We start from the raw sequence: 26,592 nt of genomic DNA on the forward strand, positions 1-26,592 counted from the left end.
TCTACTATTATTAGTAACGGGTACTCATTTGATTACGTTAGAACTTATTGTTGTGATCAAAGTAGCAGCACCCTTTTTGGCGAAAATAATGGTGTCCTGATCAGGCACCGCTGTTTAATGAAAACGATCGGAACGATGCTACAAGAATTTAGCATAAACGTGTTTAAAAAAGCAGCTTTTTGCGCCTAGCTGCCATGCTGCTTGCGGTATGGTTTTACAACATTTAAGATTTTCGTTTCAGAAATCTCTTGTGGCGCAGTAGCTAGTGCTCAAATCTAAGCGCTTTTTTAAACACTCTGTAGAAAGGCAGTGGATATTGTGAAAGTTATTTCATTACGCGTCACTGATGATGCAATCGTGCTGGCCTATGTGCGGGCCAACAAACAGCGCCAGCAAAGCGTGATTGCTTATGATCCGCAACAAAGTATCGGTGACAACTTAGAGAAAATTCGCGAACGGCTAGTCGGCATCAATTTTGATGTTGCGGTGATCGAGAATCCCTTAGCCTACGAATTCTCTGACACGATCGTTGGTATCAACCATCAGCGAATCGACATTGGCCTGGCTTTGACCAATATGCTTAACGTGCCAGCCGTTAGCCAACAAATGGTCAAGACTTTGGGGCTAGCTAAGGCAGCTGCCCGTAAACAATTTTACAATCAATGGCATTTGGATTATTACGGCCAATACACCGGCAAACGTAACTATGGGCAGGAATCAATGCTGACCTTAGGTAACGGCTTTTTCGGTTTGCGGGGTAGTTATGTTGAGGCTAAAGCTGATGATGACAACTATCCAGGCACCTATGTTGCTGGCTTTTACAACCAACTGACCACTAAGATCAATGATCGTGATGTCGTCAACGAAGACCTGGTCAATTTACCGAATGGGCAGTACTTAACTTTCGGCGTCGATCACCAGACACCATTTAAAATCAAAGCAGAAAATATTCAAGATATTTATCGCAGTCTCGACCTGCAAACTGGCGAGTTACGCACCACCATGTTAGTGCAATTAGCAACTGGTCACGCCTTGCGCGTGGTTACAACCAAAGTTGCCGACATGCATAACTGGCATCAATACGCGATTCGTTATCAATTGACGCCGCTAAACTTCTCCGGCAGTCTACAAATTTACTCCGAGATCGACGGCAGTGTGATCAACAGCAATGTTGAACGCTACCGCAACTTCAATTCGCGTCATTTTGACGTAAACGAAATGAGCACCGCTGGCCATGAAGCTTATCTGGCCGGCCAAACTAAAACTTCACAGATCAAGTTCGTTGTCGGCAGCAAGTTGACTAACTGTAATGATGTCCCAACTGAATTGACCACACACAACCGCCCTGACGTAATCGCCCAAGAATTATCCCTCGACGTCGCGCAAAATCAATCGTACACTTTTGAAAAAAATGTGGCTTTATTTACCAGTTTGGAGACTACCACTGATTTAATGACCGCCACCGCTAACGAGCTGCATCAAGCTTCATTCCAGGCTAGCGAACAACACAGTGATGACTTTTGGCAAGATATTTGGCACAACGCCGACATTCAGATCGATGGTGATCTGACCAGCCAAAAACTGACTCGGGTCAATATTTTCCATACCTTCGTTTCAGCCACGCAAATAGCTAACCAGCATCTAGATGCTTCAGTTGGTGCCCGTGGACTACACGGTGAAGCTTACCGCGGCCACGTTTTCTGGGATGAAATGTTTATTATTCCTTTCTATACATTGCATTATCCAAAATTAGCGCGGCAGTTGTTGATGTATCGCTACCACCGGCTTGATGCGGCGAAGAAATATGCCGCCAGTGAAGGTTACCAAGGCGCTATGTTCCCATGGCAATCAGGTCAATATGGTGATGAACAATCTCAATTCGTTCATTTAAATCCACTGACGCAACAATGGGACCCTGACAACAGTCGCCTACAACGCCACGTTTCTTTAGCAGTCGCCTACAACGTTTGGGTTTACTACCATTTAGCTAACGACCGTGAATTTATGCAAAAATACGGTATCCAAATGTTACTGGACATTGCCCGTTTCTGGGTCAGCAAGGCCGAGTATAATTCAACGACCAAACGCTATGATATTAAAAAAGTTATGGGCCCTGATGAGTTCCACGAAGGCTATCCAAATAGTGACGAAGAAGGCTTGACCAACAATGCTTACACCAACATTATGGTCAGCTGGCTTTTCGAAACCATTGCTTATCTTCGGGGTAATGTAGTGCCAGAAACAACCTTTACCAAGGCGATGCAAGTAGCTGGTATCAACGACGCCCTGTACAAAAAGATGGGAACAATTGGCCATAAGTTGACCTTAGATGTGGATTCAGCTGGCGTGATCGGCCAATTCCAAGGCTACTTCAAGTTACCAACATTGAACTTTGAAAATTACCGTAAGAAGTACGGTGATATTTCGCGGTTAGATCGGATATTGAAAGCCGAAGGACATACACCAGATGCTTATCAAGTCGCTAAACAAGCCGATGCACTGATGGCCTTTTACAATTTCGACTTGACCCACGTCAACCAAATTCTTAAACAAATGGGTTACGATCTACCAAATGAGTTCTTGACTCGTAATATTGAATACTACCTTGATCGGACTACCCATGGATCAACATTATCCCGGATTGTTTACGCGGTTTTGACCCTAGTTGACGGTAATATGGATCAATCGTGGCACCTCTTTTCACAAGCGTTGCTCTCCGATTATTACGATATTCAAGGTGGGACGACCGCCGAAGGAATCCATCTGGGCGTAATGGCAGCGACCTTAATGTTGGAGACGCGTAACTATGCCGGTGTCGATGAGTTAACCGATATGATCAACATCGCGCCTAATTTACCGGCGCATTGGCGCAGTATCGCCTTCCGTCAATATTTCCGCGGCACCCAATATCATTTCCAGATCACGCAAAAAGCGATCACAGTTACTGCCGATCAAGCGGCTAAAGTCCGCGTCGCTGGTCACGAACTGTTACTCACCGCCAAGCAGCCGCTGACCGTCGATTATCAAGGGCAACCCCTGACCACGATCAGCAAAGCAAAATAGAGCATGTTTTAAAACATAAAGGAGGCACTACCCATGGTAAAATTTACAGATATTAAAGGTTTTGTATTCGATCTAGATGGCGTCGTCACCGATACATCCCGTTATCACGCGAAAGCTTGGGGCCAACTGGCCGACAAATTAGGCGTTGACTATCCAGGGTTAGGTGATGCGGTCAAAGGGATTAGCCGGATGGACGCACTGGAAATGATCCTAAAAAAAGGTGGCTTGGAAAACAACTATTCTGAAGCCGAAAAAGAAGCACTAGCGGCAGAAAAAAACGCCAATTATGTCAACCTGATCCAAAATATGAGTGCTAAAGATATTTTGCCCGGCATGGCCGACTTTTTAGCTGAGCTCAAGGATAAGGGATACGGGATCTCATTAGCTTCTGCGTCAAAGAATGCACCTACGATTTTAGAAAAAATCGGCCTCAGCGACTATTTCACTAAAGCCGTTGACCCAGCAACCTTGAAATATGGTAAACCAGATCCTGAGATCTTCATCAAAGGCGCGCAGCTACTTGATCTGATGCCGGCTCAATGTATCGGCTTAGAAGACGCAGCCGCCGGTATTGCTGGTATCAATGCTGCTGGTGAGACCTCAGTCGGTATCGGTGATCCTGAATTATTGCATGACGCAACGATCAACTTTACCGATACTAGTCAGGTCTCCTTGGCTAATATTGAAAAAGCAATGCAATAAAAATTAAAGCAAAACTAGGCAATGATTTTCTGAAGTATAGTTATTAAGTACACGTAAGCATAGCGAGTCAGGATCCATTCCGGTGCTGACGTATGGAACGAGTATGCTGTATGCTTACTTGGTAATTCGTAATTTTCAAGCCAATCAAATCATTTCTAAACAAAATACCAGTAAAAACAGGTTTAACTGTTTTTACTGGTATTTTTGCGTACAACTAAATTTGGTATGTGCCACCGCGGCCAGATGAATGGAATCTAACCTGCTTCGTTTCAACCATCGGTCAAAAAGAGTCATTTCAACCACTGCTCGTTTTTTAATTGCTGCTAAATTGGGACCAAGCGCGGTAATCAACCTTAATCGGTGACGTGTTTGCCCCCACCATTGACATTCATGCGAATCAAATAAGTCAGTCCAAATGAAGCAGACAGGAAAACCGTTACGACCAAATATGGATAGTGATAATTCATATCTAGTAGCGCGCCGGACATGATCGGCCCGATGACATTACCGACACTGGTCAGCGACATATTTAAGCCGTTGATCAAGCCTTGATTGCCTGAACTAGCCTTCGTCAGCAGCGTTGTGATCGCCGGCCGTAGTAAGTCGAACGCTGTGAACACGATCAAGGTTGCGACGACAACTTCCCACTTACTATGCGCCAAAATGATCCAGATCGTACCGACAAAGCTGAAGAAGAAACAATAGCGAATGACCCGCGTTTCGTTGAAAGCGACCACTAAACGATCGAACAGCGCCACCTGCATGAATAACGAGATCAGCCCGTTCAACGTCAGTACCAGCGCAATATTACCCAGCGTGAAATGGAAAACTTCATTAACGTAGATGCTGTAGATACTTTCAAAGCCTTGGAGCCCAAATGAAGAAACTAAGATCATCACAAATAGCAGAATCACCGACTTGGTCAAAAAAGCCTTGATATCGCCTTTAGAAGGTGATTTTCCTTTTGCAGCAACAATATCATCCGCCAGCAATTCGTCTTCATGAGGTAACATGACCAATAAAGCGATCGTGCTCAGCAGACCGAGCACTGCAGCGCTCCAGAACGGCGCTTTATAGTCGATATTAGCCAGCACACCACCAAGACCAGGACCGAGGATCAGGCCGCCGCTAAACGCCGCTGATAGCCAGCCGATCACTTTGGCCCGCTGACTACGTGTGGTGATATCAGCCGCCATCGCCATCGCCGTTGGTGTCACCATTGCTGCCGATAAACCACCGACAGTTCGCGAAATGTTGAACATATACAATTTATTCGTCAACGCAAATAAGATCTCCGACACCATAAATAAGAACAAACCAGCAGCCAACATCGGCTTGCGGCCAATTCGATCAGATATCCGACCTACGATTGGTGAAGCAATAAACTGGGCAAACGCAAATAATGCGCTCATGATCCCCATATCCGTTGCGCTTAAATGCAGCTCGTTTTTGATAAATGGCATAACTGGAATCACTAGTCCAATGCCTAAACAAACCAAGAACTCACTAAAAATCAAAATGAAAATCGCCCGTTTTGCCTTCGCTGTCATATTGACCACACTCCTTATTATTATTGAATTTTTAACGCCGTCAAAAAATGGTCGCCGCTAGACCCAGCAACCATTTTTCGCAATCCAATCCAGTATACCGGTAGACGGTATTCAATAGCAAGCAAGAGTATCTGGAAAAAGTCCAACCACTAAATATAGATTAAAAAAATTTTGGTACACAACGACAATTTTAGTGGCAAAAAATTTTTATCAATTTTTTAAAGCGCTTAATCAGGGGCTGCGCAAGTTTTCAGTCGTTTTTCACCGATCACCATATATAGTATCTTAAATAAAAATGTGCTACCATATAATGTATTGAACTGAACGGAGGCACCAGATATGCAAATGACATCAACACCAATTAAAATCGGCTTGACCAATGATTTCGTCGAACAAGTTAAACAAGAAGTCCAACCACATTGGGGTAAACTAGGCTGGGTTACATATAAACGCACATACGCTCGCTGGATCCCGGAACAAAATCGGACTGAGGAATGGTTCGAAACTGTTAAACGTGTCGTTGAAGGTAATATTAACCTTGACCCACGGCTGCATAACGGTGACGTGACGCCGGAATTATTTGAGGAATTAACGACTGAAGCACAACAACTCTATCGTTTGATCTATGGCTTAGGCGCAACGCCATCTGGCCGTAACTTGTGGATCTCCGGTACTGACTATCAAAAGCGTAACGGCGATGCCTTGAACAATTGTTGGTTCATCGCTATTCGGCCGCAAGCTTATGGTGACAGTCATATCGTACCTGCTTATTTGGATCCAGAACAACCAGCCGTTTCAATGCCATTTTCATTTATGTTTGACCAATTAATGAAGGGCGGCGGTGTTGGTTTCTCTGTTGTTCCATCAAATATCAGCCAGTTGCCACCCGTTGCGGCTAAGATCAAACTTAGTGTATTGATCGGCAAAGAAAGCGACTCTTACCAAGATTCTTTGGCCTTAGGCGCGGTTGACCGCGATCAATGGTTGGCTGAAAATAACGTCGCTGACACCTTGTACTATGAACTACCAGATACACGTGAAGGCTGGGTTTTAGCTAACGCGCACATGATCGACGCGCATTTTACGTCCACTAACCCAACGCAAGCTAAACAAGTCGTTTTAGACATGACTCAAATCCGCCCTAAAGGCGCACGGATCCACGGTTTCGGTGGTACTGCTTCGGGCCCAATGCCATTGATCAGCATGTTGATCGACAGTAACGATGTTTTAAACGAAGCTGCTGGTCGGCAATTAACTGGCGTTGAATGCACTGACCTTGGTAACATGATCGGCAAAGCCGTTGTTGCCGGTAACGTACGGCGCTCAGCTGAATTAGCTTTAGGCGGCGCAGAAGATGATGCCTTTATCACAATGAAGCAAGACCAAGAAAAGCTTTACCATCATCGTTGGGCTTCTAACAACAGTATCGCCGTTGATTCTAGCTTCACCGACTATGGTCCCGTAGCAGATTCGATTTTGCATAACGGTGAACCTGGTATCGTCAACTTAGAATTATCCCAAAACTACGGGCGGATCGCTGATGGCCGTCAAGAAGGCATTGATGGCAGTGTTGAAGGCACTAACCCTTGTGGCGAAATCTCGTTGAGTAACGGCGAACCATGTAACTTATTTGAAGTCTTCCCTTCTGTTGCCCAAGAACAAGGTTGGCAATTAGAAGATGCCTTTGCTTTAGGCACGCGCTACACCAAGCGGATCACTTTTAGCCATTACGATTGGGAAGTTTCCCGTAAAATGATTGCTAAAAACCGGCGGATCGGTATTTCAATGTCGGGGATCCAAGATTGGATCTTAGATGAATTTGGCCAACGCGTCGTGACTGGCTTCACACCAGCTATCGATCCTGAAACTGACGAAACGTTCCAGAAACCAGTTTACGATCAAAAGGCCGTTCAACGGTTTGATGCTTTGTATCAGGCAATCGCTAAAGCTGATCAGGACTATTCTGATACGCTTGGTTGCCAGCCATCGATCAAACACACTACGGTTAAACCATCGGGGACCGTCGCTAAATTAGCTGGCGTTTCCGAAGGGATGCATTTCCATTATGCCGGCTACTTGATCCAACGGATTCGGTTCCAAGATAGCGATCCATTGTTACCAGCATTAAAGGCTTGTGGTTATCGCATCGAACCTGATGTTTACACTGATCATACAATGTGTGTTGAGTTCCCAGTTAAGGCCGCTAACGCTGACAATCCAAACTTTGCTTCTGCCGGCAGTGTTTCTGTCGCTGAACAATTTGCGACGCAAGCGTTCTTGCAGACTTACTGGTCCGATAACGCCGTCAGTTGTACCGCTACTTTCCAACCAGAAGAAGCGGACCAATTAGCTGGCTTGTTGAAACAATATCGTCACACTACTAAATCAACTTCAATGTTGCCATACAGTGGCGGCGACTTGAAACAAGCACCAAAAGAACCCATTGACGCAGCAACTTATGAAGCTCGTTGCGCAGAGATCAGCGGCGATGTTGAAGCAACATTTGCTCAACTACATCCCCAAGAACAAAAAGATCTTGTATTGGTCGATCAGACTGACTGCGAAAGTGGCGCCTGCCCAGTACGTTAATAAATAAGAAAACGCCTTGCAAGTTATGGCCTGCAAGGCTTTTTTGTGTTTTCGAGCGCGCTTGATATCGCGCTTAACTTTTTTTAAACATCCACATGATGCTTTAACTGCGGAAAAACATGTCCGTCTGACCATTTCATCAAGAAGCCTTGCGCCGTTAGTGCTAAGACAGTACCGTAGCCGATCGCCTCTAACTTGCCAGTGGCAATAAAGGCCATCACCGTGATCAACAATGGTGGCATATAGCTAACCCACTGTCCCAAGATCGCGGAACCTTTTAAAAATTTAAATCGCAAAATATAGGAAAGATCATCATTAGGATGCATCAATAAGTTGGATCGTTGATAGATGGATACGGCTGCCGAAACAGTAAAAATACCAAGCGTATCTAGCAGTAAACGGCTAACTAGTCCAAGTTGCGGTATACCGGTCCAATTCCAAACGAATGTAAACCCGGACACCATGTAACTAAACGGTATTGTATATAATAAGTTGGAAACCAAGCGCCGCCGATCAAAATGCCCGAGTAGTAATTGATTAACCACCGTAACCAACACCCCATAAATAAATAACGTCGTTCCCAGTGGAACATGGAGCCAGTGAGCTAAATTAACTGAAGAGCCTGTCCAAACAGCGCTACCTAAATGCGTCGCGATCGTTAGCCCATTACCAGCAGCGTTCATAAAAATCGAGAGAACTAAAAAGTCCATCCGCTGCCGAAAATCCTGCATTTTTGCCATTTGTCCATCCCTTTTCTACTATCAATAACTTCCATTTTAACACTAAAAAAATGGAGTTGTGACATAAGTCATTTATGCCCAACTCCATCTTTGCACTTCCGAACAATTCAGTATGAAAATCAACTATTACTGTGGCGTCGCGTTATGCCACACTCTCTGCAATTTTAACCAAAGAAAACAAAGTAACCGATCACTAAGATCCCTAACACGATCCGGTACCAACCGAAAGCTTTAAAGTCGTTTTTCTTGATGTAACTTAACAAGAAACGAATCGATAAGTAAGCGACGATAAAGGAGACCACCACGCCGACGAGTAAAACAACACTTTGCAAGCCAACTAAACTATTACCATGATCATAGAATTTGTAGATTTTTAATAGCGAAGCGCCTAACATGGTGGGGATCGCCATAAAGAAAGAAAATTCCGTTGCGACATAACGGGAAGTCCCAATAATGATCGCACCAAGGATCGTTGCCCCTGAACGCGAAGTCCCCGGAATCAATGATAATAGTTGGAAGACACCGATAAACAGCGCTGTTTTGTACGGTAATGTATTCAAATCAGCGAATTTCGGCGTTAAACCCTTGTTGTGGTTTTCGATAACGATGAACAAAATCCCATAAATGATCAAGGTCGCTGAAACGACAGCCCAATTCATCAAATGTGCGTCCATCCAGTCATTTAGTGGCAAACCAACGATCACAGATGGAATCACCGCCAATAATACTTTCCACCATAACGTCCAAGTCTGCGACCGTTCTAGCTGACTTTTCCGACCGGACAGCGGATTTAATTTATGGAAATAGAACACCACCACCGCCAAGATCGCACCTAACTGAATGACCACGTTGAACATATCGATAAAGGCCTTCGACTCGTGCAGCTGAATAAATTCGTTGACCAACACAATATGGCCTGTCGAACTGATCGGCAGGAACTCGGTGATCCCTTCAACGATCCCGAGGATCACTGCTTTAATAATGTCTAACAAAAGTATGTACCTCATTTCAAAAATTTATTATATGTAAAATGCGGAATAAGGAAAATCCTTGTTCCGCCTGGAAAACAAAGTTTATATATCACCATTTTCCTTGATCTGGCGCTCAGTCAGATAGGCATCCAAGTAATCGAATGCCAACTCACCAATACTATCAAGGGAAAAGCTGACTTGATCTTCTGCTTCAAAACCATCGTCATCAGCGGTTTCACTACTATTGATCAAGCGTAGTGTCACCAAATCACCGTCAAAACGCAACGGAATACCGATAAATGTCGCCGGATCGTGACGCAGCCGCAACCGGATCACTCGAGCAAATACCCGTGACTGCTGGATCAAGCTCGCAAATAAATCGGTGGTCCCATCAAACAAACGCTCATCATTAAGCACCGGTTGCTTAACAAAATGCCGTTGCCGATTAACTTTAAGGAAAAATTGCATCATTTGCAAGTAATCGGCTTGGGTCGTCAAACGTTGAATTTCATCGATCCGCAGTAAAACATAACCACCGAACTGACCATTCATATCGATCAAATTAAATAACACCGTCTTTTGGTTCAGTGTATTAACGGTGCCGACAAAGAAATTATCATCATCATTACCGGTATAGATCATCACCAATTCCTGACCCTTTTGCGCTAATCGTAATTGCTGCCCGATGACCAACGGCACCGTAAAATCAACGGTGTCCAGATGTTGTTTTGGTGCTACCTCACGGACATATTTACCCACTAGTGTTAATTCTTTACCTTGCAATTCAATGATCTGAATATCACTTAATGCCACGGTGACTAGCCGCTGCGTACTAAAATCGAATTTATCGAACACATTCACCGTTACCGTATCAGTGGTCACATGCTGGATTGAACCTTCCATAAAGGTTTCACCATTACCTAAGATCAACAACATAAAATACTGTTGGTTAAGTGCTTGCTGTAGCAATTGCGGTAATAGATCAAAATGATCATTAAAATCTAACTTTTGTGGTGTGAGCTTGATGAACTGCTCTAATTGCGCATTTTTGATGCGAAAAGCCATATTAGTCAGATCTTGGCCATCCAATTCGACCTCACTGATCACCGCTAACGCCAAGTAAACGGCGCCATCGCGTAGCCCACCATCATCATACGTATTGAGCACCACTGCAGTATCGTTCACTGTAGCAACGTAGCCGGTATAAACAACTTCCTGCGCTTCCTGATAAATATTGACGAGTAAATGTTCCGTCTGGGCAGTTTCCAAATCAGTTAAAATTGAATTCATTGCGCGACACCTCACTTTCTGGCATTAGTCCACTTATCATTATACCGACAAAAGACCAGAAACGATAGCATTTATGCGCAAAATTAAAGCGTGCGTTAAAACTAAATTAGCCACACTTTAGTTACGCGCACGCCGCAACCAATTAATACCCCACACGATACCGCCAATAAAGAGTGCTGCGAAAATTAATTTAAAGAATAAGCTGAAGACAATTGGAATTAAATGTAACACTAACGCTAAAACAAACAGACCAACAAAGACCATACCGACGATCCGGAAAAATTCATTCATAATGGAGAACCTCACTTTTTAAGTTTAATTGCTGTCTCCATTTTAAAGGGCGATCGCGGTAGCGTCCTCAGTCCAAAGCTTTATTTTTAACTGCGACCATTTGCCAGAATTGGTCGATCTGGTTAGTCAGTTGCGCTACCGAGTAACAACGCTGGAAATGTTGCCAGTGGGCGGGAAAGAGTTGCGTATAGCGCGAGCTAGCAAAGCGCTGATCCAACAGTAGAATCACGCCGACATCATGACTGCCACGGATCAAACGCCCGGCAGCCTGCAGGACGTGGTTCATCCCTGGCAGTTGGTAGGCATATTGAAAGCCCGTTCCCTGCTGCGCATCAAAATAATCGCGCACTAAATCACGCTCAGTCGATAACCCCGGCAAGCCAACACCGACAATCGCCACACCGATCAAGCGCTCCCCTTTTAGATCAATTCCTTCAGAAAAAATACCACCGAGCACACAAAAACCGACTAAGGTTCCCGTTGGCTGCGCGGTAAATTGTGCTAAAAATTCAGCGCGCTGTATTTCATCCATTTGGGTTGCTTGGCTGATCGTTTTTAACTGTGGATACGCCGCCGCAAAAGCTGCCTGCACTGTTTCTAGATAACTATATGACGGTAAAAAAACTAAATAGTTACCGACTTTAGCATTGACCATTACCCCAATACTGGCGATGATCCGATCCAAATTTTGTTCCCGCTGCCGGTAAGTAGTCTGAATATAGGGAGTGACCAGTAACGCTTGGTTTTGGCTGGGAAATGGTGAGGCTAAGCGGAACGTCAAACTATCCTTATTATTACCTAATACTTGTTGGTAATAACTCAGCGGTGATAAGGTTGCTGAGAATAAAATTGCCCCTGCACCTAAACCAAGTGCACGATCCAAAAAAGCACTGGGATCCAGACAGAGCTGCTTCACAGTTGTCTGGCGCAGTTTATGATCATACGACACCAGCGACTGATAGGTTTCATCATATAAATCAGCGATCTTCAAATAAGTTAAGCTGGCAAAATAAGCATCCAGCAAGGTATCCACTAAGGGATTATCTTGGTATTCAGCCAACCAATCATGGATTTTAGCGACCCAATCAGCTAAGGCCTGGTTAACTGAATCTAGCGGCGCTTGCCCAGTCATTTCGGTGATATCATCGTCACGTAGCGGTTTACTTATCTTAGTCAGTGCCCGCTTAACTTTACTGGTCAATTTTTCAAGCGCGCTTGTTCCGGCGCTTGATTCTGTTTTTGCCTGTTGTAGGACTGCCTGAAAGGTTTGACTACTAACACTAGCCGAATACATATCCCGCGAACGGCTAACTAAATTATGTACTTCATCAACTAAGAAAAAGTTATCACGATCAGGTTCGCTAAAAAAGCGCTGTAGATAAACGATCGGGTCAAAAAGATAGTTATAATCGCAAATAATAACGTCAGCAAATAAGCTGGCGTCCAGCGAAAATTCAAATGGATCAATGGTATGTTTGCGCGCATATTCCTCGATCACCGTACGCGTCAATTGATTTTCATGCATCAGCAGATCACGTAGCGCTGGCTTGACACGATCATAATAACCTAGCATATAAGGATTATTTTCTGGAGCCAAATCAACCTCTTCCGCAAAAGTGATCTTGTCCTTAGCAGTCAGCGTGATGCTTTTCAGCTGCATCCCTTGCTGACTCAATAAAGCCAAAGCATCCTCGGCGACTTGCCGTGTACTTTGTTTAGCCGTTAAATAAAAAACCCGCTGGATCTTGTCTTCGCCTAAAGCTTTGATTGCCGGAAATAGCGTCGAGATCGTTTTACCGGTTCCGGTCGGCGCCTCAACAAACAAACGTTTCTGTAATAAGATCGACTTATACACGGCCACCGCTAATTCGCGTTGACCTTGCCGATATGCTGGAAATGGAAAATCGATCTGTTTGACCGTAGTATTTCGCTGAGCACGCCATTGATCACGTAATACTAACCATTCTTCATATTCAGCGATCAATTGTTGGAAAAATGCGGTCAATTCAGCTTGCTGCATAACTTTGGTTTTAGTGGTCACAACTTCGGTGGTGGTCTGAAAATAAGTAAGTTGCAGCGTTACCGCGGCCAGATTTTTTTGTTGCGCCAAAATATAGCCATAAACTTGCGCTTGACCCCAATATAACTGCAATGTATTTTCACTAACTTCAGCAAAATCCAGATCTGAAGTTTTAATTTCTTCAATTGTATAATCTTCATCAGTGGTATGGCTGATGCCATCGGCACGGCCATCGATCGTGTACTCGCGGCCACTCATCGTGACTGACTGCTTCAAATAAACTTCTTTTTCGTAATCATCACCGCGCTGTTTTTGTAAGCGACGATGGATCCGCGCACCATTTAGCGCCGTATTTTGACTTCCTTGGCGTTGGTTGAGATCACCTGAGCGCAAGACAAATTCGACTAATTCACGGACGCCAATTCGCGTGGTCGCCATGCGCTTCATCCCCTTTTCACAAGTACTTCATTATACCAAAAAAGGCGGTCGCTGATCACCGCCTTCGATTACTATTTATCTGCTATTTTAAATTCGGCATGGCCATCTTGCATCAACCCATAAATTCGTTGCTGCTCATTTAAATCGCCGAAATCTAATACCATTTCGCCATCGACTTCGGTGGTTCCTTCAAAACGTTGCGCTACGAAATGACGTAACAAAGCATTTCGTTTAGCAAATAAAGCCACCTTCTCTACAGCAGCAGCTAGTGTATAACCTTCATCAAGGAACTGTTTGATCCCAATAATTCTGATTGTTGTTTTTAAATTATATTGTCGACTAACGCCGTCTTTTTCCGGTAGGGAACTAATATAGCCACGCTTCTCCCAGTAGCGTAGTTGCCGTGGCGAAATAGCTGTCATCTGACTGATCTGACTAATACCAAAGATCAGTTTATCCACATCGATTCCCAATTTAGATTTTAAACTCATTATGAAAACTCCTTATTTTACATAATCATGATCAGTTCTTAGTATAAACCCGCTAACTAACTGGCTAAATGCTACAGGTATTATCTCACAGTTAACATTCTTGTCAAACGCAAAGCTACAAGTGTCAAGTTACTTGACAATCAAAAACGTTAGGTTTATAGTTTTCAACAGTGATTTTTTCATGAAAGAGGGACTAGAACTTGGCTAAAACGCAATCTTTAGATGCCAATGGCAAACCATATAATCGTGGTCTTTTGCTAGCAACGGTCATCATTGGGACATTTGCGACGGTGCTGACACAAACTTTATTGGCCACCGCCTATCCAACCTTAATGGACGCTTTTGACATTTCTACCGCCACAGTACAGTGGCTAACAACTGGCTTTTTGCTGGTTAACGGGATCATGATCCCAATCAGTGCTTGGCTGATCAATCGTTTCAATTCCAAGTATCTCTACATTAGTGCTATGGTCATTTTCTTTATTGGGACTTGGATCTGTTGGCAAGCGCCTAATTTCGCAATGTTACTTACCGGCCGCTTAGTTGAAGCGGTTGGGGTTGGCTTATCAATGCCATTAATGCAGACCATCGCCCTTTCGATCTTCCCACCACAACAACGTGGGGCAGCGATGGGGGCAGTTGGTTTAGCGATCGGACTAGCGCCAGCGATTGGGCCCACACTTTCTGGTTGGGTCATTGATACTTACAATTGGCGTGTTTTATTCAGCATGATCTTACCAATTGCCGGAATCGTTATTATCGCTTCCTTCTTTACCATGCGTAAAGTTTTGGAAACTTCCAAACCATCCTTGGATATTTTATCTGCCGTCCTTTCAACGATCGGTTTCGGGAGTTTATTGTATGGTTTTTCCGAAGTCGGTACTGAAGGCTGGGGAAGCTCGATCGTTATTATCGGCATCGCAGTCGGGGTCGTATTTATCGCATTATTTGCTTGGCGCCAGCTTAAAATGGCGAATCCATTCTTGGAATTACATGTTTTTCAAACGCCAGCATTTACACTTGCTACAATTTTAAGTGGTGTCGTTAACATGGCGATGGTTGGTGCTGAAATGGTGCTACCGATGTATATCCAGACCGTTCGTGGCGAGTCAGCGTTCCATTCCGGCTTGACCTTACTTCCTGGGGCGATCATGATCGGGATCATGAGTCCCATTACCGGACGTATTTTTGATCGTTTAGGTGCACGTCACTTAGCGATCACCGGGATGACCTTATTAACGATCGGCACGATTCCATTTATTTTCTTAACCAAATCAACACCGATGATCAATTTGATCATTTTATACGCAATTCGGATGTTCGGGATTGCGATGGTCATGATGCCAGTGACAACCGCCGGAATGAACGCTTTACCATTACATTTGATCAGTCATGGGACTGCCGTCAACAACACGTTACGGCAGGTAGCCAGTTCCGTTGGGACGGCCATTTTGATCAGTGTCTTAACGAACGTGACGAACAATCAAATGCCTGGCAAACACGTTTTGCATAACTTACCATTACAATACAAAGATCAAGCAATGAGTGCCGTTGTTTCCGGCTATAAGGCTGCTTTCATTGTTGCGGCTTTATTCTGTGCGATTGGTTTATTCGTCACATTCTTTGTTCACGACAAAAAAGCGCCTAGTGTTACAGGAGGTGACAAATAATGTTGATCGTACTCGTTTTATTAAGCGCACTTTTATTCGCGATCGTCACAATTTCGACTAATCAGCGCAGTGCAGCCCGTAATGCTATCACCGGTGTATTGTTAGTATTATTGGTCGGTTCGATTGCCCTTTTATTCACTAACGATAACCAACATTGGGGGATGAAAACCGTCACCACTACAACGGAAAAACCGTTGACGTCGGCTTCTAATATGTCTGGCGCTAACTTACTGTTGTATCAAGCACTTGGTAATGGTAAAGAAAAAATCTTTATCTACAAAACTAACACACAACAGAAAAAAGTAGCTACTACCCAAGCCGATATTAAAACGACGAGCAAAGTGACCAGAAGCAATACGAAAAACGCTAAGTTAGTGACTAAAACGCAACGCTACGTTTATCGTAATGGCTTCTACCGTGCGTTATTTGCCGGTGTCGACAATAATCATGCCTTCAAATCACGGCAACATGAATTTAAAGTGGGCAATAACTGGGTCGTTCTCAGTACCACACAAGCCAAAGCACTACAAAAACAGGCTAAAACTTCACAGGCTAAGTTAAAAGCGCAATTAACTGCAGCAGTTAAAGCTAAAATGGTCGCCGCTTTGAAACAGAATCCACAGATGACCACTGAACAACAACAGGCTTTACAAAAGCAATATACTGCCGCCGCACAAAAACAAGCACAACAGCAAGTTTTAGCGCAGTTACAAAAAGAATCATTGAAGTAATTTAAAAGTCAGCCGTTGCGGCTGACTTTTTTATTTGCCATATTGTTGACACGGTGTCACCTCGCTGTTAAAATGACATTATTGACACGGTGTCACTTTTGATTATTAACATATAAATAATCAGCTTCAAAGGAGGACTTCAATGGTTTCGACGACTTTCAAAAACTTAGCACCTGATAAACAAGCACGGATCCAAGCTGCGCTGCTAAACGAATTTTCGGCCCATCCATTAGCGGACGCACAGGTTGCGCGGATCGTACAGCAAGCACAGATCGCGCGGGGCGCTTTCTATAAATATTTTACGGATCTAACCGATGCTTACCGCTATTTGTATCATCAAGTTATGCTAGAAGTTCATAGCGCTATTCCACGGACCGCGTTTAAAACTTTTACGCCCGCCATTTATTTACAGGCAGTTCGCGACTTTGTCGATCAAGCCGCTGATAGTCAGTATCGCGAATTGATCAAACGTCATTTGACCCAAAACGAGGCTTTATTAGCAGCGCCAAGGCAGCCAGTGATGGATATTCCTGACGCTGTCTGGGCAGCTGGTATTTTAAGCCACGAAACGATCAAACAGGTGTTGTTATACCCAGATACTAAAAAAGCGGCGCTTGATCGTTTAGCCAGCGCGCTTGAAGCTTTAGCAAGAAAGGATGAGTAGATGTTTTTAGCTTTAAAAGAAATCAAACATGAAAAATTACGTTATAGCCTGATTATTGCGATGATCGTCCTGATCAGCTATTTGATTTTTGTTTTGACCAGCTTGGCACTTGGCCTAGCCCGCCAAAACACCGATGCGATCGACTCTTGGTCTAGCCAACGAATCACGTTAAATCAAGACGCCAATATTAATCTCAGCCAATCGCTGATCACCAAGGCGCAATTGGCAAAGGCAAAATTAAGTCACCAAGAAGCTTACTTAGGTCAAGCTGCTGTCGTGGCCACCGCTAAAGGACGAGAAAAGGATTCAGCTCAATTCATCGGTTTAAACGCTGATCAATTTATCGCCCAGAATTTGAAGCTATCCGCCGGTCACAAACCGACCACCAACCAAGAGATCGTTGTCGATACAGCTTTTAAAGAAGACGGCTACAAACTAGGCGATTATCTACAACTCAACTCATTTGCTAAAAAATTTCGGATCGTTGGTTTTACTGAAAATGCCAAGTTAAATGTGGCGCCAGTAGTTTACGGCACAATGACTGCGTGGCATCAATTAAAGAATCTTGGTCCTGAATTTGCCGCCAGTGCGATCGTCTCACAGCGCAACACATTTAAGGTCAACAATCCGCAACTTAAGCAATACACCACGCAAACCTTTATCGATAAATTACCAGGTTACTCAGCCCAAAATTCGACCTTTACCTTTATGATCGCCTTCTTGATGATCATTTCATTGATCGTGATTGCGGTTTTTCTTTACATTTTAACCGTACAAAAATTGCAAAATTATGCGGTTTTACGTGCACAGGGAATTCCGGCCAAAACATTGGTCAACGCGACGATCAGTCAAGCGTTGGTGCTGGTTATTAGTGGCTTAATTATTGGCACCTTATTGACTGCAATAACCGCCGTAGCGATTCCGGCTAGTGTGCCCATGGCTTTTGACATCCCAATTTTAGCCGCCGTAGCGTTAGGTTTAGTCTTCACCGGTATTATCGGCGCGCTAGTCCCAGTACGAACAATTTTACATGTAGATCCAGTCAGTGTTATAGGAGGTTAGCCATGAGTGCCATTCAATTAACCAATATCAACAAATTCTTCGGTCAAAAATCTAGTCGTGTCCACGTCTTGCATGATATCAACTTTACGGCGAACGCAGGCGAACTTAGCCTGGTGATCGGGCCATCAGGTTCAGGTAAAAGTACTTTTCTCACGATCGCTGGTGGCTTACAAACACCAAATAGCGGCACCGTCGCCTTAAATCACCAAACCTTGACTGATTTAAGCGCCAAACAACGCGATGCCCTGCGCTTAAATAAAATTGGCTTCATTCTACAAGCCTATAATTTAGTCCCCTACCTAACTGTCCGCGAACAGTTTAGCTTAGTCGACCGCGTCAAAAAACAAGACAACTTAAGTGCGACCGAATTAGCCAGTTTATTAGCTAAATTGGGGATCACCGAATTACAAAACAAGTATCCCGCTGAACTCTCTGGCGGCCAAAAACAGCGAGTGGCGATCGCTCGCGCCTTATACACGGATCCCGCGATCATACTAGCTGACGAACCTACCGCCGCACTGGACAGTGAACGGGTTAAAGAAGTTGGTCAATTATTGGCCGACCTAGCCAAAAGTCAGAATAAGGCGATCGTTGTGGTCACTCACGACCTGCGACTGCGCGAGTACGCTGATCAAGTTTATGAACTGCTTGACGGTAAAATCAGTAAAAGTGTTTAGAAAATGCGTTGTCCCCCAAAATCAGGGGCAACGCATTTTCTGTCTTTATTTAAACAACTGATCGATTTGTTGATACTCAGCTGCCGTTAATTTTATATCCAGTGCCTTGGCATTGGCCGTTACTTGGGCGGCCTTCTTCGCGCCGGGAATCACAACACCAATCTGCGGATTTTGTACATACCAAGCGAGTACAACCTGAGCAATCGTGGCTGCGTGGGCATCCGCTACTGACTGTAATTGGGCCACCTTTTTGACAATCATTGCGAAACGGTCACCTTGAAAATCAGGATTCTTATGCCGAATATCATTAGCCGGGAAAGTCACATCAGCATGATATTTACCAGTTAATAAACCTGATGCCAATGGAAAATACGGTACAAAGCTGATTTTCTGTTGCTGCAAATACGGTAGCAAGTCGGCTTCAGCCTCCCGATGCAACAGACTATATTGATCTTCAACCACATCAACATACCCATCGCGATTAGCTTCCTTGACTTGCGCCAAACTAAAGTTAGAAACACCAACTGCGCGGATCTTGCCAGCTTGTTTAAGATCATTTAATGCGGAGACCGCTTCATCTTTAGGCGTCTGCTGGTCCGGAAAATGGATATAAAAAATATCCAAATAGTCGGTCTGTAAGCGCCGCAAACTATCATCAACTGCTTGCCGCAGGAATTTAGGTGAATTATTCAGCTCAACTTCACCACTAGAAAGATCTTGCGCCGCCTTTGAAGCTACTACCACTTGATGCCGATCATAGTCTTTTAAAACTTGACCGATTAACTCTTCAGAATGGCCTAACCCATAGGCAAACGCGGTATCTAACAATGTGATCCCAGCCTCAAGACCAGTACGTACGATTGCTTTACCGGTATCATCCTCTAGATCAGGAAATAAATTAGTACCACCCACTGCATTAGTGCCTAAACCAAGTGGTACTGTGGTGACGGCTGATTTACCGATCGTAACTTGTTCTGTCATTAACATACCCTCCTTGATCATTCAATATAACTACCGTACCACTTTCGTGTAAAAAGCGTCAAAAAAAGAGTCTACCACATGATAGACTCTTTTCAAGCGCGCTTAAAAGTGCGCTTAGCCGGTAACTTTAGCGATTCGACCTTGTTCAATATAAACACTAAGGATCGCAATATCAGCTGGATTGACCCCACTGATCCGCGTTGCTTGCGCAATCGTTTCTGGTTGGATCTTCTTTAATTTTTGATGTGCTTCAGTAGCTAGACCATTGATCGCATCATAGTCGATATTATCCGGAATATGTTTAGCTTCCATCCGCTTCAAACGCGCTACACGTTCTTCCGCTTTTTTGATGTAGCCTGCGTACTTCAATTGGATTTCAATTTGTTCGATCACACGACGATCCAATGATTCAGCCGGTGCCGGAATAAATTGTAAAACATCCGCATAAGTCACTTCTGGCCGTCGCAAAAATTCACTGGCCAAAACGCCATCCTTCAATGGCGTACCACCCTTACTAGTCAAAAAGGCATTAACCGCATCATTAGGCTTGATCCGTACCGAATTCAAGCGCGCTAATTCATTTTCGATCGCAGCTTTTTTAGCCAAGAATTTAGCGTAACGAGCGTCCGAAATTAAACCTAACTCATGACCACGTTCAGTTAAACGCAGGTCAGCGTTATCATGACGTAAAATCAAGCGGTATTCAGCGCGGCTAGTCAACAAGCGATAAGGTTCATTAGTGCCCTTAGTCACTAGATCGTCGACCATGACACCAATATAAGCGTCGCTGCGTTTCAAAATAAATGGTTCTTCGATTCCTTTAGCTCGTAAGCCAGCATTGATCCCTGCTAATAAGCCTTGACCGGCAGCTTCTTCATAACCCGAAGTCCCGTTCATCTGACCAGCTGTAAATAAGTTACGCAAAACTTTGGTTTCCAATGTTGGCCGTAATTGGTAAGGTTCCACCACATCATATTCGATGGCATAACCAGGACGCATCATTTGGGCATGCTCTAACCCAGCAACTGAATGTAGCATTTGTTGTTGAACTTCTTCAGGCATTGAAGTCGAGAAGCCTTGAACGTACCATTCTTCTGTATTCCGGCCTTCAGGTTCTAAGAACAATTGATGGTGATCCTTGTCAGCAAAACGAACGACCTTATCTTCGATCGATGGGCAATAACGCGGCCCCACACCTTCGATTACACCAGAAAACATTGGCGCCCGATCTAAGTTGTCGCGAATGATTTTATGGGTTGTTGGATTAGTATAAGTCAACCAGCACGAAATTTGATCTTTCAAGTAGATTGAATCTGGCGTATCGTAACTAAAATGATTAACTTCTTTATCACCAGGTTGTTCTTCCGTAACCGAATAATCGATCGTAGTGCCATCAACGCGTGGTGGTGTCCCTGTCTTGAAACGGCGTAACTTAAAGCCTTCATCGAGCAAGCTTAAAGATAGTTTATTTGAAGGCTGTGAGTTATTTGGACCAGAAGCGTACATTAATTCACCGATAATGATCTTACCACGTGAAGCGGTCCCGGCAGCTAAGACAACACTTTTCGCATGATAGCGAGCGCCAGTGTTGGCAACGATCCCGACACAAGCACCATCTTCAACCAATAAGCGATCAGCCGTACCTTGGCGTAATGTCAAATGGGGTTGGTTTTCAATCGTATCTTTCATGGCTTGATGATAAGCATGCTTATCCGCCTGTGCCCGTAATGCACGGACTGCAGGACCTTTACCTGTATTGAGCATCCGCATTTGGACATAAGTTTTATCAATGTTGTGGGCCATCTCGCCGCCTAAGGCATCGATCTCACGAACAACGATTCCTTTAGCTGGGCCACCAACTGATGGGTTACATGGCATAAAAGCAACCATATCCAAATTGATCGTTAATAATAAGGTTTCATTACCCATGCGTGCCGCTGCCAAAGCAGCTTCAGAACCAGCATGTCCCGCACCGACAACGATCACATCGTAGTTCTGCGCATCATATTCGCGTACTTCCATCTCTTAAGTTCCCTCCATTATTAAGGTCAAGCGCCATTTCGAGCGCGCTTAACTTCTTACTGCTAGTTTTTATTTTCCTAAACAGAATTGGCTAAATAGTTGATTGAGCAATTCATCTTGATAAGCATCACCAGTAATCTCACCTAATAAGTCCCAGCAACGGGTCATATCGATTTGAACCAGATCAACGGGCATTTCTGCCTTGATTCCAGCTAAAACATCGTCTAGTGCTTGCTTAGCTTGATTGAGTAAACCGATTTGACGTGCATTGCTGACCAACGTTGTACTCTGGCTATTATCGATACCACCCCAGAATAAATCAGCGATTCTTTGCTCCAGTTGATCGACACCAGTCGCTGTTAATGCGGAGATCGCAATAATATTTTCTGGCGCCACGGTTTGTTGCAACTCCGCTTCGTCCAATTTTACCGGTAAATCAGTTTTATTTAGGATCACTAGTCGTTTCTTATCTTGCGTAGCTGCTAACAAAGTACGGTCTTCATCAGTTAAAGCCTCACTATTATTCAAAATAAGCAAAACTAAATCGGCTTGTGTGATTGCTTGTTTAGAACGCTCAACACCAATTTTTTCGACTTTATCGTCGGTTTCACGAATACCAGCTGTGTCGATCAATTTAAGTGGCACATCGCGCACATTAACGTATTCCTCGATCACATCCCGGGTCGTTCCCGCAACATCGGTCACAATAGCCTTATCTTCATGGAGCAAATAGTTCAGCAAACTGGATTTACCCACGTTAGGCCGACCAACGATCGCTGTGGCTAAGCCTTCCCGCAACACTTTACCTTGGCTAGCTGTAGCTAATAATTGTTCGATCTGTTTTTTGACCATTGTTGCTTTTTCCAGCAACATTTTTGTCGTCATGGTTTCAACAGCATCATACTCAGGGTAATCAATATTAACTTCGACCTGTGCTAACGCATCCAGGATCTCTTGGCGAATATTTTTGATCAAACGCGATAAGTTTCCATCCAACTGATTAACCGCCACTTGCATGGCTCGGTCAGTTTTAGCGCGAATCAGATCCATAACTGACTCAGCTTGCGTCAAATCGATCCGTCCGTTGAGAAATGCCCGCTTGGTAAATTCACCTGGCTCGGCTAAGCGCGCGCCATGACTAAGTAACAATTGTAAAACATGGTTGGTCGCCACAATACCGCCATGAGTATTGATCTCAACCATTTCCTCACGGGTATACGTCTTAGGGGCCCGCAATACCGAAACCATGACTTCGTCGATGACTTCACCATTTTCTGGATCAACGATGTGCCCATAATTGATCGTGTGACTAGCAACTTTTTGTAGATCACGACCTTTAAAAATCTTCTCCGCAATCGGTAATGCATCTTCACCAGATAATCGGACGATCGAAATCGCACCTTCGCCCGGCGGGGTTGAAATAGCCGCGATCGTATCAAACTCTGTGGTTGTATTCGCCATGAAATAGCTTCCCTTCTAATTTTTTTCAACAAAAAAAGCGCCTACACCACGCCCCTTGAATGCGGAACGTGACAAAGCACTTTGACTACTTTATCGAACTCATATTTAAGCCCTACTATAAAAGTTGACTTACCATTTGTCAACGATTTTTTATTCAAACGCAAAATCAAGCGCGCTTAAATCGATATATTCAGCGATTTACTTAGGTGCGATCACCACGTAGCGGTGTGGTTCCTCACCTTCTGAATAGGTGATCACATGTGGACTATCAGCCAAATGCGCATGGATCTGCTTACGCTCAAATGATGGCATTGGCTCTAGCAAAGTCGCTTGCCCGGTTGCGATGGCCTCACGCGCTGTTTTATCAGCTAAGCGCGCCAAAATTCCGTTACGTCGTTCCCGATAATCACCTACGTTTAGTAATAGGGTAAACTTCGAATGCGCATGATGATTCAAATAAACTTGCCCTAAATATTGCAAAGCATTGATGGTTTTACCATGGTGACCGATCAGTAAACCTTCTTTTTTAGTGATCAACTGAATCGTTAATCGATTTTTTGAAGCTCGTTCTAACTTCAATTGTGCTGGCGCATCGATTGCCGCCGCCATTGCACTTAAATACGCTTTAACTGCCTGCAAGGCCCGCTCATCGTCGCGTTTGTGTGCTGGCGTCATTTGCTGCGGCTGCGGTGCAGTTGGCGCGGTTACCGCAGCCGCTACCTTACTCGGCTTGGCTTGTGGCTTGACAGCTGTTTTAGGTGGCGTTACCGGCAAAGCTGTTAATGAAACAATTGCTGGCTTACGGCCAATGCCGAGAAAACCTTTGCGACCTTCCGACACGACCTCTACATTGACTGCATCACGTTCTAAATTCAGATGCGTCAGCCCTTTTTGAATGGCAGCTTGGATCGTACTTCCTTCAAATGTCGGCATAAAAAAAGCTCCTTGTCTTTTCATTGTTCTGTGGTTCAACTTAACTACAACCTGGTCACGCTAAACTGCCAGTTGTTTCAATGATTCTAGCGTAAAACGAACTTTTCGCTCACTTACTTAAGTCACGTTTTAAAATCAGCGCCCAGTTAGTTTTTATTCCTGATTTACGGTAAATCAAGTGGAAAAACAGATTTCCAAACACTCTCTAGTCTACACAATTTCAGTCCGTAAAACCAGTAGACGATCCATGCACAAAATAAAAAGCGTACCTCCACCGCGGAGATACGCCAACGTTTAAAAATTATTTACGCTTCTTACCCCGGCGTGCTTTTGCTAGTTGTCGCTCCAGGTCGCGTTTTTTCTGTTCTTTAGCTTCCCGCTCAGCACGTAACTTGAACGGATTCATTAGTAACAACGTTTGACCAACGGAAAAGGCATTGGTCACAACCCAGTAAACAGCTAAGGCTGAAGGCAAACTGATCGCCATAAACAAGATCATGACCGGCATCCCCCAGAGTAACAGTACATTCTGGATACCAGATTGTTGTACCTGACCCATCATGGTCAATTTGGAAGTCGCAAAAGTCAGCAACGCCGCCAAAACTGGCAAAATGAAATACGGATCAGCTTTACCTAATTCCATCCACAAGAAGGTCCCTGAACGTAAAACGGAAGTCCGTTGAATACCTTGGTACAAGGCAATCAATACTGGCATCTGTACCAATAAAGGTAGCATACTTGCAAACGGATGAACACCAGCGTCCTTATAAAGCTTAGACATTTCACCTTGCAACTTCTGTTGTGTTTCAACATCTCGTGAAGAATACTTGGTCTGCAAAGCCTTCATTTGCGGTTGAATATCCATCATTTTTCGTGAACTGTTCATCTGATACTGCATCAACGGCAAAATGATGATCCGAATAATAATGGTGAAGACGATGATCCCGACACCGTAGCTACCACCAAATAAATTGGATAGCCAAACGATTGCCCGCGAAAAATTCCAAATAATGTAATGATCCCAAAAACCAGTACTATTACCAGTAACTGGCTTCGTACTACAACCAGATAAGAATAAAACTAAGGTAAAGAGCCCAGCAGCGCCGAGCAGTCGTTTCTTCTTTTTCACGCTTATTCCCTCACTTCATCCGTTAGTAAGCCAGCCAGAGTTAAAACGTGCACTAAGTTTGCCTTAGCCTCCGGCTGTGTCAATCGATCGGCGCTAGGCCGCGCGATGACCAAAAAATCAACGTCTGTTTTCAATTGTGGTTTCAGTTCCTGCAGACTTTGGCGGATCCGTCGCTTTACCTGATTACGATGCACCGCGTTACCGATACGCTTCCCCACCGAAATACCAACGCGAAAATGCTTTTGCCCTGGTCGTTCCATCCGGTAAACAATATAATTCCGATTAGCTTTGGAATCGCCGGTCTGGAAAACGGTTTGGAAATCTGCTTCTTTTTTGACTCGATAAGATTTTCTCATGACGTATTTGATTACTCCAAGTCCATATGTACTGTGAGCAAACAATCGCTTACTCACTCAAAAATAATAAAAAAGACCACTGAGGGTCAGTGGTCTATGCAGACAATACTTTTCTACCTTTACGGCGTCTACGTTGTAACACATTACGACCGTTGCTTGTGCTCATTCGTTTCATAAAACCATGGACACGTTCACGATGACGTTTCTTTGGTTGGTATGTGCGTTTCATTGCCATGTGCGATTAACCCCCTCGCAAAAAATTAAGTTTACATATTTAATCAGTTATTTTCTAGTATAACGAACTTAATAGACTGACGTCAATAGCAATTACCAGAATATAATAGCATATCCCGTCCATAAATGAAACTACAAAAAAATAAAGTTATCCACAAAATAAAGTGAACAAGCTAATTTTCCTGTGGATATCTTGTTGATTAGGACTAAATTTGCTAAAAGCTACCCACAAACATTTCCCCAGTTTATCCACAGAATCACAGACTGGCAAAAAACGATCCACCATTTATAGTTAGCTGTGCATAACCCGTGAAACATTTGCTATATTGGGGTTTATAAATCACAGTTTACTGTTAATAATTAATTTTAGTGCCCATGTTATGCACAAGTAGAACTAACCTGTGGATAACAGTTTTAAACAGCTTGTTCATAAACTAAAGTGACTTTTTTATTATGACGAAAGTTGTGGAAAACTTTTTTTGAGAATGCTAAAATGAAGATACGTTTTTAGAAAAGGAGGCGTTTTT

General features: G+C 43.9%; 22 protein-coding genes. 8 read left to right on the forward strand and 14 right to left on the reverse strand.

What is annotated here, in order from left to right:
* Window positions 1–318 precede the first annotated feature (318 nt).
* The gene (locus LC20001_RS14140) at window positions 319–3,063 is read left to right on the forward strand and encodes a glycoside hydrolase family 65 protein (protein WP_010010438.1); all 2,745 of its coding nucleotides are present in this window, start codon (window positions 319–321) and stop codon (window positions 3,061–3,063) included.
* Between the two features lie 33 nt (window positions 3,064–3,096).
* Window positions 3,097–3,765, forward strand: a complete 669-nt coding sequence (pgmB, locus tag LC20001_RS14145) for a beta-phosphoglucomutase (RefSeq protein ID WP_003677353.1) — start codon at window positions 3,097–3,099, stop codon at window positions 3,763–3,765.
* 353 nt (window positions 3,766–4,118) lie between these two features.
* Here pgmB and LC20001_RS14150 read toward each other — a convergent pair whose 3' ends face one another.
* Window positions 4,119–5,315 carry an MFS transporter gene (locus LC20001_RS14150; protein WP_010010441.1) on the reverse strand — a complete coding sequence of 399 codons (1,197 nt, stop codon included), beginning with the start codon at window positions 5,313–5,315 and terminating at the stop codon, window positions 4,119–4,121.
* 339 nt (window positions 5,316–5,654) lie between these two features.
* Here LC20001_RS14150 and nrdJ point away from each other — a divergent pair, with 339 nt between their 5' ends.
* Complete coding sequence (gene nrdJ, locus LC20001_RS14155) at window positions 5,655–7,904, forward strand: ribonucleoside-triphosphate reductase, adenosylcobalamin-dependent (protein ID WP_010010442.1); 2,250 nt, start codon at window positions 5,655–5,657, stop codon at window positions 7,902–7,904.
* 83 nt (window positions 7,905–7,987) lie between these two features.
* Here the strand turns inward: nrdJ and LC20001_RS14160 are convergent, their stop codons facing one another.
* The 6 genes from LC20001_RS14160 to LC20001_RS14180 all read right to left on the reverse strand — a co-directional run bounded on the left by LC20001_RS14160 (window position 7,988) and on the right by LC20001_RS14180 (window position 14,145).
* On the reverse strand, window positions 7,988–8,644 hold the full coding sequence (locus LC20001_RS14160; RefSeq protein WP_003677356.1) for a DUF6198 family protein: 657 nt from the start codon (window positions 8,642–8,644) through the stop codon (window positions 7,988–7,990).
* A 164-nt stretch (window positions 8,645–8,808) separates the two neighbouring features.
* Entirely contained in the window at window positions 8,809–9,636 is an 828-nt protein-coding gene (locus LC20001_RS14165; protein WP_003677358.1) for an undecaprenyl-diphosphate phosphatase, read from the reverse strand.
* An 81-nt stretch (window positions 9,637–9,717) separates the two neighbouring features.
* Window positions 9,718–10,905, reverse strand: a complete 1,188-nt coding sequence (locus LC20001_RS14170; protein WP_010010444.1) for a hypothetical protein — start codon at window positions 10,903–10,905, stop codon at window positions 9,718–9,720.
* Window positions 10,906–11,022: 117 nt separating this feature from the next.
* A complete protein-coding gene (locus LC20001_RS14470; protein WP_010010445.1) occupies window positions 11,023–11,196 on the reverse strand; it encodes a hypothetical protein in 174 nt (57 codons plus the stop codon).
* A 67-nt stretch (window positions 11,197–11,263) separates the two neighbouring features.
* Window positions 11,264–13,654, reverse strand: coding sequence for an ATP-dependent DNA helicase (locus LC20001_RS14175; protein WP_056943260.1), 2,391 nt, complete (start codon window positions 13,652–13,654; stop codon window positions 11,264–11,266).
* 71 nt (window positions 13,655–13,725) lie between these two features.
* Window positions 13,726–14,145, reverse strand: a complete 420-nt coding sequence (locus LC20001_RS14180) for a MerR family transcriptional regulator (RefSeq protein ID WP_010010448.1) — start codon at window positions 14,143–14,145, stop codon at window positions 13,726–13,728.
* 200 nt (window positions 14,146–14,345) lie between these two features.
* Between LC20001_RS14180 and LC20001_RS14185 the strand changes: the two genes are divergently transcribed.
* The 5 genes from LC20001_RS14185 (at window position 14,346) to LC20001_RS14205 (ending at window position 18,949) form a co-directional block, all read left to right on the forward strand.
* Window positions 14,346–15,815, forward strand: a complete 1,470-nt coding sequence (locus LC20001_RS14185) for an MDR family MFS transporter (RefSeq protein WP_010010449.1) — start codon at window positions 14,346–14,348, stop codon at window positions 15,813–15,815.
* A complete protein-coding gene (locus LC20001_RS14190) occupies window positions 15,815–16,546 on the forward strand; it encodes a DUF4811 domain-containing protein (protein WP_010010450.1) in 732 nt (243 codons plus the stop codon). Before LC20001_RS14185 ends, LC20001_RS14190 begins: the two co-directional genes overlap by 1 nt.
* A 142-nt stretch (window positions 16,547–16,688) precedes the next feature.
* Complete coding sequence (locus LC20001_RS14195; RefSeq protein ID WP_010010452.1) at window positions 16,689–17,210, forward strand: TetR/AcrR family transcriptional regulator; 522 nt, start codon at window positions 16,689–16,691, stop codon at window positions 17,208–17,210.
* Complete coding sequence (locus LC20001_RS14200; protein WP_010010453.1) at window positions 17,211–18,272, forward strand: ABC transporter permease; 1,062 nt, start codon at window positions 17,211–17,213, stop codon at window positions 18,270–18,272. It begins immediately after the preceding gene.
* A gap of 2 nt (window positions 18,273–18,274) precedes the next feature.
* Entirely contained in the window at window positions 18,275–18,949 is a 675-nt protein-coding gene (locus LC20001_RS14205) for an ABC transporter ATP-binding protein (protein WP_003677373.1), read from the forward strand.
* Between the two features lie 45 nt (window positions 18,950–18,994).
* On the opposite strand, the gene LC20001_RS14210 is transcribed toward LC20001_RS14205, so the two are convergent.
* From LC20001_RS14210 to rpmH, 7 genes are all read right to left on the reverse strand, one after another.
* Entirely contained in the window at window positions 18,995–19,930 is a 936-nt protein-coding gene (locus tag LC20001_RS14210) for an aldo/keto reductase (RefSeq protein ID WP_035456789.1), read from the reverse strand.
* A gap of 114 nt (window positions 19,931–20,044) precedes the next feature.
* Window positions 20,045–21,952: a tRNA uridine-5-carboxymethylaminomethyl(34) synthesis enzyme MnmG gene (gene mnmG / locus LC20001_RS14215; RefSeq protein WP_003677377.1), complete on the reverse strand. Its 1,908-nt coding sequence runs from the start codon at window positions 21,950–21,952 to the stop codon at window positions 20,045–20,047.
* A 69-nt stretch (window positions 21,953–22,021) separates the two neighbouring features.
* Window positions 22,022–23,413 (reverse strand): tRNA uridine-5-carboxymethylaminomethyl(34) synthesis GTPase MnmE, encoded by a 1,392-nt coding sequence (mnmE, locus tag LC20001_RS14220; protein WP_010010454.1) that lies wholly within the window; start codon window positions 23,411–23,413, stop codon window positions 22,022–22,024.
* Window positions 23,414–23,611: 198 nt separating this feature from the next.
* Window positions 23,612–24,346 carry an RNA-binding cell elongation regulator Jag/EloR gene (jag, locus tag LC20001_RS14225; protein ID WP_003677381.1) on the reverse strand — a complete coding sequence of 245 codons (735 nt, stop codon included), beginning with the start codon at window positions 24,344–24,346 and terminating at the stop codon, window positions 23,612–23,614.
* A 301-nt stretch (window positions 24,347–24,647) separates the two neighbouring features.
* The gene (yidC, locus tag LC20001_RS14230) at window positions 24,648–25,475 is read right to left on the reverse strand and encodes a membrane protein insertase YidC (RefSeq protein ID WP_003677383.1); all 828 of its coding nucleotides are present in this window, start codon (window positions 25,473–25,475) and stop codon (window positions 24,648–24,650) included.
* A 2-nt stretch (window positions 25,476–25,477) separates the two neighbouring features.
* Window positions 25,478–25,831, reverse strand: a complete 354-nt coding sequence (gene rnpA / locus LC20001_RS14235; protein ID WP_003677385.1) for a ribonuclease P protein component — start codon at window positions 25,829–25,831, stop codon at window positions 25,478–25,480.
* A 94-nt stretch (window positions 25,832–25,925) separates the two neighbouring features.
* Window positions 25,926–26,066: a 50S ribosomal protein L34 gene (gene rpmH, locus LC20001_RS14240; RefSeq protein ID WP_010010455.1), complete on the reverse strand. Its 141-nt coding sequence runs from the start codon at window positions 26,064–26,066 to the stop codon at window positions 25,926–25,928.
* Window positions 26,067–26,592 lie beyond the last annotated feature (526 nt).

Source organism: Loigolactobacillus coryniformis subsp. coryniformis KCTC 3167 = DSM 20001 (assembly GCF_002706425.1).
GTDB lineage: Bacteria > Bacillota > Bacilli > Lactobacillales > Lactobacillaceae > Loigolactobacillus > Loigolactobacillus coryniformis.

What these genes read in the sequence shown, in the direction of transcription:
- pgmB (WP_003677353.1), top strand. Translation starts at nt 3,097, where the DNA reads ATGGTAAAATTTACAGATATTAAAGGTTTTGTATTCGATCTAGATGGC.
- LC20001_RS14150 (WP_010010441.1), bottom strand. Translation starts at nt 5,315, where the DNA reads ATGACAGCGAAGGCAAAACGGGCGATTTTCATTTTGATTTTTAGTGAG.
- nrdJ (WP_010010442.1), top strand. Translation starts at nt 5,655, where the DNA reads ATGCAAATGACATCAACACCAATTAAAATCGGCTTGACCAATGATTTC.
- LC20001_RS14160 (WP_003677356.1), bottom strand. Translation starts at nt 8,644, where the DNA reads ATGGCAAAAATGCAGGATTTTCGGCAGCGGATGGACTTTTTAGTTCTC.
- LC20001_RS14170 (WP_010010444.1), bottom strand. Translation starts at nt 10,905, where the DNA reads ATGAATTCAATTTTAACTGATTTGGAAACTGCCCAGACGGAACATTTA.
- LC20001_RS14470 (WP_010010445.1), bottom strand. Translation starts at nt 11,196, where the DNA reads ATGAATGAATTTTTCCGGATCGTCGGTATGGTCTTTGTTGGTCTGTTT.
- LC20001_RS14175 (WP_056943260.1), bottom strand. Translation starts at nt 13,654, where the DNA reads ATGGCGACCACGCGAATTGGCGTCCGTGAATTAGTCGAATTTGTCTTG.
- LC20001_RS14180 (WP_010010448.1), bottom strand. Translation starts at nt 14,145, where the DNA reads ATGAGTTTAAAATCTAAATTGGGAATCGATGTGGATAAACTGATCTTT.
- LC20001_RS14190 (WP_010010450.1), top strand. Translation starts at nt 15,815, where the DNA reads ATGTTGATCGTACTCGTTTTATTAAGCGCACTTTTATTCGCGATCGTC.
- LC20001_RS14195 (WP_010010452.1), top strand. Translation starts at nt 16,689, where the DNA reads ATGGTTTCGACGACTTTCAAAAACTTAGCACCTGATAAACAAGCACGG.
- LC20001_RS14200 (WP_010010453.1), top strand. Translation starts at nt 17,211, where the DNA reads ATGTTTTTAGCTTTAAAAGAAATCAAACATGAAAAATTACGTTATAGC.
- LC20001_RS14205 (WP_003677373.1), top strand. Translation starts at nt 18,275, where the DNA reads ATGAGTGCCATTCAATTAACCAATATCAACAAATTCTTCGGTCAAAAA.
- LC20001_RS14210 (WP_035456789.1), bottom strand. Translation starts at nt 19,930, where the DNA reads ATGACAGAACAAGTTACGATCGGTAAATCAGCCGTCACCACAGTACCA.
- mnmG (WP_003677377.1), bottom strand. Translation starts at nt 21,952, where the DNA reads ATGGAAGTACGCGAATATGATGCGCAGAACTACGATGTGATCGTTGTC.
- mnmE (WP_010010454.1), bottom strand. Translation starts at nt 23,413, where the DNA reads ATGGCGAATACAACCACAGAGTTTGATACGATCGCGGCTATTTCAACC.
- jag (WP_003677381.1), bottom strand. Translation starts at nt 24,346, where the DNA reads ATGCCGACATTTGAAGGAAGTACGATCCAAGCTGCCATTCAAAAAGGG.
- rnpA (WP_003677385.1), bottom strand. Translation starts at nt 25,831, where the DNA reads ATGAGAAAATCTTATCGAGTCAAAAAAGAAGCAGATTTCCAAACCGTT.
- rpmH (WP_010010455.1), bottom strand. Translation starts at nt 26,066, where the DNA reads ATGGCAATGAAACGCACATACCAACCAAAGAAACGTCATCGTGAACGT.